General features: G+C 34.4%; 12 protein-coding genes and 1 other RNA gene. 11 read left to right on the plus strand and 2 right to left on the minus strand.

What is annotated here, in order from left to right; genetic code table 11:
- The first annotated feature begins 112 nt into the window (after positions 1-112).
- Complete coding sequence (gene recO, locus A9G10_RS00440; RefSeq protein WP_065557734.1) at positions 113-805, plus strand: DNA repair protein RecO; 693 nt, start codon at positions 113-115, stop codon at positions 803-805.
- A 28-nt stretch (positions 806-833) separates the two neighbouring features.
- Here the strand turns inward: recO and A9G10_RS00445 are convergent, their stop codons facing one another.
- A complete protein-coding gene (locus tag A9G10_RS00445) occupies positions 834-1,283 on the minus strand; it encodes a YaiI/YqxD family protein (protein ID WP_065557735.1) in 450 nt (149 codons plus the stop codon).
- Positions 1,284-1,527: 244 nt separating this feature from the next.
- On the opposite strand from A9G10_RS00445, the gene thrS reads away from it, so the two are divergent.
- The 10 genes from thrS to A9G10_RS00495 all read left to right on the plus strand — a co-directional run bounded on the left by thrS (position 1,528) and on the right by A9G10_RS00495 (position 11,953).
- Entirely contained in the window at positions 1,528-3,453 is a 1,926-nt protein-coding gene (gene thrS / locus A9G10_RS00450) for a threonine--tRNA ligase (RefSeq protein WP_065557736.1), read from the plus strand.
- Positions 3,454-3,480: 27 nt separating this feature from the next.
- Entirely contained in the window at positions 3,481-4,020 is a 540-nt protein-coding gene (infC, locus tag A9G10_RS00455) for a translation initiation factor IF-3 (protein WP_065557737.1), read from the plus strand.
- A gap of 85 nt (positions 4,021-4,105) precedes the next feature.
- A complete protein-coding gene (rpmI, locus tag A9G10_RS00460) occupies positions 4,106-4,303 on the plus strand; it encodes a 50S ribosomal protein L35 (protein WP_065557738.1) in 198 nt (65 codons plus the stop codon).
- Positions 4,304-4,335: 32 nt separating this feature from the next.
- Positions 4,336-4,689 (plus strand): 50S ribosomal protein L20, encoded by a 354-nt coding sequence (gene rplT / locus A9G10_RS00465; RefSeq protein WP_024496189.1) that lies wholly within the window; start codon positions 4,336-4,338, stop codon positions 4,687-4,689.
- 215 nt (positions 4,690-4,904) lie between these two features.
- Positions 4,905-5,888 carry a phenylalanine--tRNA ligase subunit alpha gene (gene pheS, locus A9G10_RS00470; protein WP_065557739.1) on the plus strand — a complete coding sequence of 328 codons (984 nt, stop codon included), beginning with the start codon at positions 4,905-4,907 and terminating at the stop codon, positions 5,886-5,888.
- Between the two features lie 16 nt (positions 5,889-5,904).
- Positions 5,905-8,292, plus strand: a complete 2,388-nt coding sequence (gene pheT / locus A9G10_RS00475) for a phenylalanine--tRNA ligase subunit beta (protein WP_065557740.1) — start codon at positions 5,905-5,907, stop codon at positions 8,290-8,292.
- A 5-nt stretch (positions 8,293-8,297) separates the two neighbouring features.
- The gene (locus tag A9G10_RS00480; protein WP_065557741.1) at positions 8,298-8,591 is read left to right on the plus strand and encodes an integration host factor subunit alpha; all 294 of its coding nucleotides are present in this window, start codon (positions 8,298-8,300) and stop codon (positions 8,589-8,591) included.
- Between the two features lie 140 nt (positions 8,592-8,731).
- An RNA gene (gene ffs / locus A9G10_RS00485) (signal recognition particle sRNA small type) lies at positions 8,732-8,827 on the plus strand.
- Between the two features lie 179 nt (positions 8,828-9,006).
- Positions 9,007-9,876, plus strand: coding sequence for a protease HtpX (htpX, locus tag A9G10_RS00490; protein ID WP_065557742.1), 870 nt, complete (start codon positions 9,007-9,009; stop codon positions 9,874-9,876).
- A gap of 139 nt (positions 9,877-10,015) precedes the next feature.
- The gene (locus A9G10_RS00495; RefSeq protein ID WP_143425912.1) at positions 10,016-11,953 is read left to right on the plus strand and encodes a peptidase U32 family protein; all 1,938 of its coding nucleotides are present in this window, start codon (positions 10,016-10,018) and stop codon (positions 11,951-11,953) included.
- Positions 11,954-12,237: 284 nt separating this feature from the next.
- Here A9G10_RS00495 and A9G10_RS00500 read toward each other — a convergent pair whose 3' ends face one another.
- Positions 12,238-12,540: a phage/plasmid replication domain-containing protein gene (locus A9G10_RS00500; protein WP_065557744.1), complete on the minus strand. Its 303-nt coding sequence runs from the start codon at positions 12,538-12,540 to the stop codon at positions 12,238-12,240.
- Positions 12,541-12,808 lie beyond the last annotated feature (268 nt).

Genomic DNA, 12,808 nt, shown 5'->3' on the forward strand with positions numbered 1-12,808 from the left:
TTATATCGGAAATTTAGTTTAATTTCAGTTGAAAATTTAAAAAAATTATTCATTTTTTAATCAAGCACTCTTTTTAATCAAAATTATAGTCATATGATAAAAGGCATTTTAGATGGAAAATTGGCAAAGGGCATTTGTCTTACATACTCGTACTTATAGTGAAACAAGTCTATTAGTCGATTTATTTGTTGAAAATGCAGGGAAAATAACGGTGTTAGCCAAAGGAGCTAGACGTAAAAAATCTTCATTAAAGGGCATTTTACAACCTTTTACGCCCATTATTGTTCAATATTCTGGTATGGGTGAGATAAAAACTTTACGACAAGTTGAAGGTATAGCGCTAACGTTGCCGCTTTTTTCTGTATCATTATATAGTGCTTTTTATTTGAATGAGTTATTGCATCGAGTTTTAGTCCCCGAAGTTGGCGTGCCTACACTTTTTGAACACTATCTTAAAAGCTTGCAACAATTAGCTCAGCAAGTTCCAGCCGAAAATGTATTACGTTCATTTGAATTAGCATTATTAGAAAGTCTAGGCTATTACATCGATTTTTTTCATTGTAGTGCAACAGGGGATGAAATTATCGAATCGATGTATTACCAATATCAGTCAGAAAAGGGCTTTATCAGTAGTCTGCTTGAAAATAGTACCAGCTTTACGGGTAAAGAAGTATTGGCATTAGGTTATCGTCAATTTAGTGATGAGGATACATTAAAAGCGGCTAAACGTTTTACACGAATGGCATTAAAGCCTTATGTCGGTTCAAAGCCATTCAAAAGTAGAGAACTTTTTCTGAAAATTTAAAAGTCATACACTATAAAAAAGATTCTCCTTATTTTGATAATTGATGAACTAATTTATCAAGTTGATTGGCAAATTTTTCTCTATCCTTGTTAGAAAATATAGAAGGGCCTTTAGATTGTATACCACTAGCCCGCATAGTTTCCATAAAATCTCGCATTACAAGTCGCTCTTTTATAGTTTCTAATGTGTAAGGTTCGCCTCGCGGTGTAAGCACAAAAGCACCTTTATTTAGCACATCAGCAGCTAATGGAATATCTGAGGTGATCACTAAATCATTTTTTTCAACTAATTCAATTATTTTATTATCAGCTTCATCAAAGCCGCTCACTACCTGTAATCTTTTTATAAACGGAGATGCGGGAATAGTTAACCATTGGTTTGCAACTAAAGTTGTAATTATTGATTTACGATTCGCTACCCGATATAGGATTTCTTTAATAGGGTTAGGGCAAGCATCAGCATCAATCCATATTTTCATCATTTTTCACAATCAAATTTTTCATTTATAGGCAGAAAATTATAAACTTTAATCACTCTACCAAGTAACTTATTTTTAATTGAGTTAATTAATTTTATAGTTCTCGTAATTAGTGGATAAAACAGTGACAAGATAAAGCATATGTCTATTTGAAAAATAGCACATAAATGGTATTATACACGGTCAATTTTTTATGTACGCATGTGCGCTTTCGTGTGGCGCACCACTGTTATAAGGATTTTATATGCCAATTATTACTCTTCCTGACGGAAGTCAACGTCAATTTGATAAGCCTGTTAGTGTTTTAGAAGTTGCTCAAAGTATTGGGGCAGGTCTTGCCAAAGCCTGTATTGCTGGGCGAGTTAATGGTGAACGTAAAGATGCTTGTGATTTAATCGAGCAAGATTCAACTCTAGCGATTATCACATCAAAAGATGCAGATGGACTTGAAATAATTCGTCACTCTTGTGCTCATTTGTTAGGTCATGCAATAAAACAACTTTGGCCAAATACGCAAATGGCAATCGGCCCTACAATTGATAACGGCTTCTATTATGATGTCGATTTAGATCACTCTTTAACTCAGGAAGATCTTGATGCATTAGAAAAACGTATGCATGAATTGGCTAAAAAAGATTATGAAGTAAAAAAAGAAGTGGTGAGCTGGGAACGAGCAAGAGAAGTTTTTTGGGAACGACGTGAACCTTATAAAATTGCAATCTTGGATGAAAATATTCCGAAAGATTCAACGCCAGCGCTTTATCATCATGAAGAGTATATCGACATGTGTCGTGGCCCTCATGTTCCTAATATGCGTTTTTGCCACCATTTTAAATTACAAAAAGTAGCGGGTGCTTATTGGCGAGGTAATAGTGATAATAAAATGTTACAACGCATTTATGGCACAGCTTGGGCAGATAAAAAACAATTAGATAGTTATCTGCAATTTTTAGAAGAAGCGGCTAAACGGGATCATCGTAAAATTGGTAAACAGCTTGATCTTTACCATATGCAAGAAGAAGCGCCAGGAATGGTGTTTTGGCATAATGACGGTTGGATTATATTCCGTGAGCTTGAGGTTTTTGTTCGAACTAAATTAAAAGAATACGATTATCAAGAAGTGAAAGGTCCTTTTATGATGGATCGTGTTTTATGGGAAAAAACAGGGCATTGGGGTAACTATAAAGAATTAATGTTTGTTACTTCTTCTGAAAACCGAGAATACTGTATTAAACCAATGAACTGTCCGGGACATGTTCAAATTTTTAATCAAGGTTTAAAATCTTATCGTGATTTACCACTTCGTATGGCTGAATTTGGTAGTTGTCATCGTAATGAACCTTCTGGATCTTTACATGGCTTGATGCGTGTTCGTGGTTTTACCCAAGATGATGCCCATATCTTTTGTACAGAAAGTCAAATTCGTAGTGAAGTAAATAGCTGTATCAAAATGGTTTATGATACTTATAGTACTTTTGGCTTTACAGACATAACTGTAAAATTATCAACTCGTCCGGAAAAACGAATTGGTAAAGATGAAACATGGGATTTAGCAGAAAAAGACTTAGCTGAGTGTTTAACTGAAAATGGTATAGAGTTTGAATATTTACCAGGTGAAGGTGCTTTCTACGGACCAAAAATCGAATTTACTTTACATGATTGTTTAGGTCGAGCTTGGCAATGCGGAACAGTTCAACTTGACTTTATGTTACCAGAGCGCTTAGATGCAACTTATGTTGGTGAAGATAATGAGCGTCATGTTCCTGTCATGATTCACCGTGCAATTTTAGGATCAATGGAACGTTTTATGGGAATTTTGACAGAAAACTGTGCTGGATTCTTCCCTACTTGGTTAGCTCCATTGCAAGTGGCTGTTATCAATATTACCGACAATCAAGCTGAATATGCTAAACAATTGACCGAGAAACTGCAAAAAGTTGGAATTAGAGCAAAAGCAGACTTGAGAAATGAGAAAATTGGGTTTAAAATCCGCGAGCATACTCTAAAACGTGTTCCTTATATGTTTGTCTGTGGTGACAAAGAGATGGAATCAGGTAAAATATCAGTTCGAACTCGTCAAGGTAAAGATCTTGGTAGCTTTGAAGTGAAACATGTTATAGAATTGTTGCTTAACGAAATTCATAGTCGTTCATTAGAACAGATGAATTAAAGATAAATTAATTTGGAGGAATGAGATATTAAAGTCAGTAAACGAATTCAGTCAACACGTGCGCATAAAATCAATGATGAAATTACTGCTCGCGAGGTGAGATTAACCGGCGTCGATAGTGAACAGCTCGGTATTGTTAGCTTGGATGAAGCTTTAAAACAAGCTGAAGAAGCTGCTTTAGATTTAGTTGAAATAAGCCCTAATGCAGAACCACCTGTTTGTCGAATTATGGATTATGGCAAGTTCCTCTATGAAAAAAGTAAAGCAACAAAAGAACAGAAGAAGAAGCAAAAGGTTGTTCAGGTTAAGGAAATTAAATTCCGACCTGGTACAGACGAAGGCGACTATCAGGTAAAACTCCGCAGCCTGATACGCTTTCTTGAAGATGGCGATAAAGCCAAAGTCACGTTACGTTTCCGTGGACGTGAAATGGCTCACCAGCAGTTAGGGACGGAAATGCTTGATCGCATTAAAGAAGACTTAGCTGATTTGGCAACGATTGAATCTTATCCAACTAAGATTGAAGGTCGTCAAATGATCATGGTGCTTGCGCCGAAGAAGAAATAATGGTTCATCAAGCTGATTCTTGATTTTATTGAGAATTACACCATTTTTTCATTGTCATTAACAATGCGAAGTAGGAATTAGTAAAATGCCTAAAATTAAAACAGTAAAAGGCGCAGCAAAGCGCTTTAAAAAAACAGCTTCTGGTGGCTTTAAGCATAAACAAGCTAACAAGAGTCATATCCTAACTAAAAAATCAACCAAACGTAAACGTCATTTACGTGGTTTGACAACTGTGTCAAAAGGTGATTTAGGTTTAGTTGTAGCGTGTGTTCCATACGCTTAATTTATTGGTTAATTATTTAGAGGATATTATTTATGGCTCGTGTTAAACGTGGTGTTATTGCTCGTGCACGTCACAAGAAAATTTTAAAACAAGCAAAAGGGTATTACGGAGCTCGTTCACGTGTATATCGTGTTGCTTTCCAAGCGGTAATCAAAGCTGGACAATATGCTTATCGTGACCGTCGTCAACGTAAACGTCAATTCCGTCAATTATGGATTGTACGTATCAATGCCGCAGCTCGTCAATGTGGTCTTTCTTATAGCCGTTTCATCAATGGATTAAAGAAAGCATCAATTGAAATCGATCGTAAGATTCTTGCTGATATTGCTGTATTCGACAAAAATGCATTTGCTGCATTAGTTGAAAAAGCAAAAGCTGCACTATAATTGCTTTATAAGAGCCGAGTTATCTCGGCTTTTATCATTATGGATAGTAATAGTTATTTTAACAAAGTGAATTAATATGATACTAATTATTTTTCGTTTCTTTTTTAGCTTTAATGACGATATGCATTCGTGAGGCAGATGAAAAACGAAAGATAATTATAAAAGCCTCAGAAAGAGGCTTTTTTTATGTAATGAACAATAAGCAGGAGAATTTTATGTCTCAATTAGTTGAACTGGTAAGCAATGCCAAATCCGCTATTGAAAGTGCTGATGACATTAATATGATCGAACAGATCCGAGTGGAATATTTTGGTAAAAAAGGCTATTTTACGTTACAAATGGCTTCATTACGTGATGTTCCTGCGGAAGAGCGACCAGCTGTAGGTCAAAAAATTAATGATGCTAAACAAGAAGTTGTCGAATTATTAAATCAAAAGCGAAGTTTCTTAGAGCGTCAAGCTCTTGATGCGAAGCTTGCCAATGAAACAATTGATATCACTCTACCAGGTAAAACACTTGAACTCGGTGGCTTACATCCTGTTACTAAAACGATTCATCGTTTAGTGGAGTTTTTTGGCGAACTCGGGTTTGCTGTTGAAACAGGCCCAGAAATTGAAGATGATTATCATAATTTTGATGCATTAAATATTCCTGCTCATCATCCTGCTAGAGCAGATCATGATACTTTTTGGTTTGATGCTAAACGTTTATTACGTACTCAAACTTCTACCGTACAGATACGTACAATGGAAAATCAGAAACCACCAATTCGAATCATTGCACCGGGCAGAACTTATCGTAATGATTACGATCAAACTCATACACCAATGTTCCACCAAATGGAAGGGCTATTAGTTGATAAAAATATTAGTTTCACCCATTTGAAAGGGCTATTACATGATTTTCTTCACTGCTTTTTTGAAGATGATATGGAAATTCGTTTTAGACCCGGTTATTTTCCATTTACCGAACCTTCTGCTGAAGTTGATATTAAAGCAAAAAATGGTAAGTGGTTAGAAGTATTAGGGTGCGGAATGGTACATCCTAATGTCTTACGAAATGTAGGTATCGATCCAGACGTATATAGTGGTTTTGCCTTTGGTATGGGAATCGAAAGATTAACTATGTTACGTTACGGTGTCACTGATTTGCGTTCTTTCTTTGAGAATGACTTACGTTTTTTAAAGCAATTTAATTAATTCTGGAGATCAAAACATGAAATTTAGTGAAAGTTGGCTACGTGAATGGATCAATCCAGAAATAAGTAGCGATACCTTAGCCGATCAATTAACCATGGCTGGCTTAGAAGTGGATGATGTTGAGAAAGTGGCAGGCAACTTTACAGGAGTTGTAGTCGGAAAAGTTGTTGAATGTAAGCAACATCCAAATGCAGATAAGCTAAGAGTTACCAAAGTAGATATTGGAAGACCAGAACTACTCGATATTGTTTGTGGTGCTCCAAATTGTCGTCAAGGATTAACTGTTGCTTGTGCAACTGTTGGTGCAATTTTGCCCGGTGACTTTAAAATTAAAGCCGCAAAATTGCGAGGTGAACCATCAGAAGGGATGCTCTGCTCTTATTCAGAACTTGGTATATCAGAGGATCACAATGGCATAATTGAATTACCTGATGATGCTCCTTTAGGGCAAGATATTCGTGAATACCTAAATCTTAACGATGTTTCAATTGACATCAGTGTAACGCCAAATAGAGCTGATTGTTTTGGAATCATTGGTGTCGCCCGTGATATTTCAGCAGTGAATAATATTCCAATGAAATCACTCCAAGTTGAAAGCGTGCCTGCAACAATTTTAGATACATTATCAATTCAAATTGATGAGCCTAAAGCTGCGCCTCGTTATTTAGGGCGTGTTATCAAAAATATCAATGTAAACGCATTAACCCCACTTTGGATGAAAGAAAAATTACGTCGTGGTGGAATACGGTCTATTGATGCGGTTGTCGATATAACAAATTTTGTTTTGTTAGAGCTTGGTCATCCAATGCATGCATTCGATCTTGCCGAAATAGAAAAGGGCATTATTGTGAGATATGCTCAAAAAAGTGAAAAAGTTGTTTTACTTAATGGCAATGAAACTGAATTGAATGATCAAACTTTAGTTATTGCGGATCATGATAAAATACTTGCCTTAGCCGGTATTATGGGCGGAGAAAAATCTGGTGTGACTCAATCGACGAAAGATATCTTTCTTGAATCGGCGTTCTTTGCACCATTAGCAATTACCGGGAAAGCTCGTGAATATGGTTTGCATACTGAAGCGTCTCATCGGTATGAAAGAGGAGTTGATCCAGCTTTACAAAGCATTGCGATGGAAAGAGCAACTCAACTTATCTTAGATATTTGTGGCGGTGAGGTCGGACCGATCGTTGATAAAACCAGTCCAACTGAATTGCCTAAATCAGCAAACATACAACTACGTCGTAATAAAATTGATAGCATAATTGGTTATACAATTGATACACAAAAAATCACTGATATTTTAGAAAGACTTGGATGTAAAGTTAATTATAAAGATGAAATTTGGTCAGTTGAAGCACCAAGTTGGCGTTTTGATATACAGATAGAAGAAGACCTAGTTGAGGAAGTGGCGCGTATTTATGGATATAACAATATTCCAAACGCTAATTTAAACATTGAGTCCGTCATGCAGCCAAAACCAGAAGGTCAAATTTCAGTAACAAGAATAAAAGATTTATTAGTTGATAAAGGTTATCAAGAAGCTGTAACTTACAGTTTTGTTGATCCAAAAGTACAACAAATTTTGCATCCCGATTTAAACCAAATTCACTTACCTAATCCTATTTCAAGTGAAATGTCAGTTATGCGTTTATCATTATGGACTGGATTATTAGGCGCAGTGTTATATAATCAAAACCGACAACAATCAAGAATTAGATTGTTTGAAACTGGTTTACGCTTTATTCCAGACGATAAATGTGAATTTGGTGTTCGTCAGGAACAAATGTTATCGGGTGTAATTACGGGTAATTTATATGAAGAACATTGGACATTACCTAAAAAAACTGTTGATTTTTATGATCTAAAAGGGGATATTGAGTCAATATTTTCGATTCTAGGATGTGCTCAAGACGTACGCTATGAGAAATCTAATTTGTCTGCTTTACATCCTGGACAAAGTGCTGCTATTTTTCTAAATGATGAAATTATTGGTTATTTAGGTGTTTTGCATCCAGAAATTGAAAAAAAATTATCTTTAAATGGTAAAACGCTTGTTTTTGAAATAAATTTAGCTAAAATTAGTAACAAAAAGGTACCGTCGGCTCAGGACGTATCAAAATATCCGTCAAATAAACGAGATATTGCTATTGTCGTTTCAAATACAATTCCAGCAGCAGATATTATTTCTGAGTGTAAAAAGGCTGGTGGTGAGCAACTTATCAAAGTTAATCTGTTTGATGTTTATCAAGGCGATAACATTAAGGATGATGAAAAAAGCCTTGCTATCAGTTTGATTTTACAAGACAAATCACGTACACTTGAAGAAGAAGATATAACAAACATTGTAAGCAGGTGTGTTACTGCTTTACAAATTCGTTTCAAAGCCCTATTAAGAGAATAATAATTATGACATTAACTAAAGCTGATATTGCAGATCGTCTTGCCGATAAATTTAATATTGATCGTCAAGAAGCTAAAGTCCTTGTTGAACTTTTTTTTGAAGAGATACGAGTGGCTTTAGAAAAAGGGGAACCTGTTAAATTATCTGGGTTTGGTAATTTCACTATTCGTGATAAAAATTCACGACCGGGTCGAAATCCAAAAACGGGTGAAAGTGTAGATATCTCTGCTCGTCGGGTTGTTACCTTTAGACCAGGAATTAAATTTAGAGATCGCGTAGAAAAAAACCTAACACTTTAAAAATTAGGTAAGTATTCGTGTGATAATTAAACGACCTTTTTTTAATTGATTAAAGAAAGGTCGTTCAATTTTTTTTATTAAAAAAATGTTTGTATTAATTAATTGATTCAAGCATAATACGACCTCCTCAATGGAGGCTCTATGGGTCCTCTTGCAACATTTCTTTGCTCATCAGGTCAGGTCCGGAAGGAAGCAGCCAAAGTAAAAAATATGTGTGTGGGATGTGGCTGATAGGGTCTCCTCCAAATTATCTGCAATGCTTTAATCTTTTCATAAACAAAACTAACTAACTGATCATTCTATATAAAATATATAGCAATCCTTTCTAACAGAAAGAAGTATTTTTGTTGAATTAATATAATAGTCAATTTTCTAGGTTTTTTATTAAAAGCTAAAAACAATATGGAGTAGATTTATGATGCGAGTAGGGCTATTTATACTGACTAACTTAGCTGTAATGTTTGTCTTTGGTATTATCCTAAGTATATTGGGGGTAGATGCTCACAGTACTTTAGGATTATTGATTTTTGCAGGTATATTTGGTTTTGGTGGTTCATTTATATCTCTTTTATTTTCCAAAACAATGGCATTAAAATCGGTCAAAGCAAAACTGATTACACGTGCGGCCAATGCTCAAGAACAATGGTTATTAAATATTGTTCATCATCAAGCAGAACAGCTTGGTTTAAAAATGCCAGATGTGGCTATTTATGAAGCTAATGATATGAATGCATTTGCTACAGGAGCAAGTAAAAATAGTTCATTGGTTGCCGTTAGCTCTGGTTTATTAAGTACGATGTCACAAGATGAAGCCGAAGCTGTCATTGCTCACGAAATGAGTCACATTGCTAATGGAGATATGGTAACAATGACTTTATTACAGGGGGTAATTAATACATTTGTTATTTTTATATCCAGACTATTAGCTTCATTGGCAACTCAAGCTATGGATGAACGTAATCGAGGATCATCCCAAATGATTTATTATCTAATTGTTATGGTCTTTGAAACCGTTTTTGGTATTCTGGCAAGTATTATTATTATGTGGTTTTCACGATACCGAGAATTTCATGCTGATGCTGGTTCGGCAAAATTGGTAGGTGCAAATAAAATGATTGCTGCATTAGAAAAGCTAAAAACAAGTTACGAACCTAAAGAAGATTCATCAATAATGGCATTTTGTATAAATGGTGCGAAAAAAATTAAAATTTCAGAACTATTTATGTCTCATCCGCCATTAGACAAACGTATAGCGGCTTTAAAAGCACGAAATTATTTTAAATAGAGATCACAAATTAATCTTTTATTAAATAAAAGTATTAACCCGTTATTATTGACAAGTCTAAGTGAATTCACTATAACGCTTGTCAATAAAATAGAACACTAAAAATTATAAGTATTTTTGAGAATAAACGATGTCACAAATGGATCAATATCAGAATAAAAACCGATTAGAATTACTAAGCCCTGCAAAAAATATTGAAATTGCAATGCAGGCAATTTTACATGGTGCAGATGCGGTATATATAGGCGGACCTAGTTTTGGTGCTCGTCATAATGCAGGAAATTCGGTTAGTGATATTGCAAAATTAGTTGAATTTGCACATCGTTATTATGCTAAAGTTTTTGTGACATTAAATACGATTCTTCATGATAATGAATTAGAATCTGCCAGACAATTAATTTGGCAATTTTATCATGCAGGTGTCGATGCTTTAATTGTTCAAGATATGGGTATTTTAAATTTAGATATCCCGCCTATAGATTTACATGCCAGTACTCAGATGGATATTCGAACATCAGAGAAGGCAAAGTTTTTATCCGATGTCGGTTTTTCGCAAATTGTCTTAGCACGTGAATTAAACTTAAATGAAATTACGACTATTTTTAATCAAATAGATGCAAAAATAGAGTTTTTTATTCATGGTGCGTTATGTGTCGCTTTTTCCGGGCAATGCTATATTTCACATGCGCAAACTGGACGTAGTGCTAATCGTGGAGATTGCTCACAGGCTTGTCGATTGCCTTTTACTTTAAAAGATGATCAAGGTCGTATTGTTGCTTACGAAAAACATCTGTTATCGATGAAAGACAATTATCAATCAGATAATTTAGAATCGTTAATCCAAGCTGGCGTAAGATCGTTTAAGATAGAAGGGCGTTATAAAGATTTAACTTATGTAAAAAATATTACTGCACATTATCGACAAAAATTGGATAACATTCTTTCTAATTCATCTACTTTAATCGCTGCTTCCAGTGGGAAAACAGAATATTTTTTTATACCTGATCCAAAACGCACATTTAATCGTGGTAGCACTGATTATTTTGTTAGAGGTCGAAAACCTGACATTGGTGCTTTTGAGTCGCCAAAATTTATTGGATTACAAGTTGGTGAAATAACCAATGTAACCGCTCAATATATTGATATTAAATCTGAAAAAATATTAACTAACGGTGATGGTCTAAATGTCCTCATCAAACGAGAAGTATTTGGATTTAGAGCTGATAAAGTCGATAAATTAAGTGCTAATCAATATCGGGTTTATCCAAATGAAATTCCTAAATCGCTTAATACAATCAAATTGCCTTTTATTGTTAATCGTAATTTAGATCATTTATGGCAACAAAACTTACTCAAAGATTCAAGCGATCGTCGTATTGGTGTTTCGTTTGTTTTATCTAATATTGATAATGGAATTCAGTTGAAAGCGAAAAGTGAGGAGGGCATTTGTGTCGAATTAGAACTGATTGATCAATTTGAACTGGCGAATCAAACGGATAAAGCATTAAAAAATATTCAAGATAATCTATCTAAACTTGGGCAAACCATTTATTACTTATCTGAGTTTACGATAAATTTATCTACCATTTATTTTATTCCTAGCAGTCAACTTAATCAACTCAGACGAGATATTATTGAAAAATTAACTCTAGCAAGGTTAGCAAATTATCAAACAAATAAGCGTAAACCAGAAACCAACCCAAAACCAATTTATCCGGATAACCAATTAAGTTATTTGGCTAATGTCTATAATCATCAAGCTCGTGAGTTTTATAAACAACATGGTGTTGAGTTAATAGAAAGCGCATATGAAGCTCATGAAATTAAAGACGATGTTCCTTTAATGATAACTAAACACTGTTTGCGATTCGCGTTCAATTTATGTCCAAAACAAGCTAAAGGTATTCAAGGTGTCAAAACCAAAGTCACGCCAATGAAGCTAATACAAAATAATAATGAAGAGCTAATTTTAAAATTTAACTGTAAAGCGTGTGAAATGCAAGTTTGGGGAAAAATTAAAAATCATGTTTTAAAAATGCCATTGTCAGGTAGTGAAATTATTTTTATATCTAAATAAAAATATTTTTGTTCATTCAAACTTCAATACATTTATTTCAAAAAATTTTTGGTAACAAATAAATATTCAACTTTAGCAATTTTTGCAAAAAATATTAAATGCTAAAGTATGAATGTTGTTGTTTATTAGGAATAGGTTATAGCGCAGTACGGCAACAAATATTATTATCATCAGATAAAATAATAGAATTTGTGGAATCCTAAACAATAAATATCATTTAACATAATATACATTATCCGCACCACGATAAACGTACGTGAATTTTCATCATCCAGCTAACCAATTTACGACGCTAATTTAAATATCTGTGGCATTTTGTACCAATCAGGAATTGGACAATCAGATACCGTAACCTGTCGAATTTCTCGAACTGAAATCGGGCTAAATTTTGCCAGATTGCAACGCTGTGCTATATCAATGCCGATTTTTCTCAAACGTGCTCTGTGTATCTGAACCTGTGATTTATTAAAATCAAATGTTTGTCCGTGCGCCCATTGAATCGCATACATTGCCGTTATATTTGCTGAGCGTATGGTTTCTACTACGCCACACCTTATTAATTGTTCGCTAATAGTTTCAAAATCCATCGCATTAACCGCCAGTTTTTTTTATCTAAATTTAAAAATTCATCATGTAATTCATTTAATCGTTTATAGTTTGATAATCCCCAATAATCTAAAAAAATATCTGAATAAATTTTGTTATGTGTTCTAGATAATAAATGTTACATTATTGTATAGAAATTTGATTAAACCGTTTTAAGGTTTGGTAATTTTGACAGTGATTGCACCATATCGGTTTCAATTATTTTTAAGACAAAGGTTTCCGGGTAATTACATTCATAGTTAGACATTG

The sequence above is a fragment of the Gilliamella sp. wkB308 genome, assembly GCF_001690185.1.
In the GTDB taxonomy this organism is placed as follows: domain Bacteria; phylum Pseudomonadota; class Gammaproteobacteria; order Enterobacterales; family Orbaceae; genus Gilliamella; species Gilliamella apicola_I.

Coding starts and splice junctions, on each gene's coding strand:
- recO (WP_065557734.1), top strand. CDS start 113: ATGGAAAATTGGCAAAGGGCATTTGTCTTACATACTCGTACTTATAGT.
- A9G10_RS00445 (WP_065557735.1), bottom strand. CDS start 1,283: ATGAAAATATGGATTGATGCTGATGCTTGCCCTAACCCTATTAAAGAA.
- thrS (WP_065557736.1), top strand. CDS start 1,528: ATGCCAATTATTACTCTTCCTGACGGAAGTCAACGTCAATTTGATAAG.
- rpmI (WP_065557738.1), top strand. CDS start 4,106: ATGCCTAAAATTAAAACAGTAAAAGGCGCAGCAAAGCGCTTTAAAAAA.
- rplT (WP_024496189.1), top strand. CDS start 4,336: ATGGCTCGTGTTAAACGTGGTGTTATTGCTCGTGCACGTCACAAGAAA.
- pheS (WP_065557739.1), top strand. CDS start 4,905: ATGTCTCAATTAGTTGAACTGGTAAGCAATGCCAAATCCGCTATTGAA.
- pheT (WP_065557740.1), top strand. CDS start 5,905: ATGAAATTTAGTGAAAGTTGGCTACGTGAATGGATCAATCCAGAAATA.
- A9G10_RS00480 (WP_065557741.1), top strand. CDS start 8,298: ATGACATTAACTAAAGCTGATATTGCAGATCGTCTTGCCGATAAATTT.
- htpX (WP_065557742.1), top strand. CDS start 9,007: ATGATGCGAGTAGGGCTATTTATACTGACTAACTTAGCTGTAATGTTT.
- A9G10_RS00495 (WP_143425912.1), top strand. CDS start 10,016: ATGGATCAATATCAGAATAAAAACCGATTAGAATTACTAAGCCCTGCA.
- A9G10_RS00500 (WP_065557744.1), bottom strand. CDS start 12,540: ATGGATTTTGAAACTATTAGCGAACAATTAATAAGGTGTGGCGTAGTA.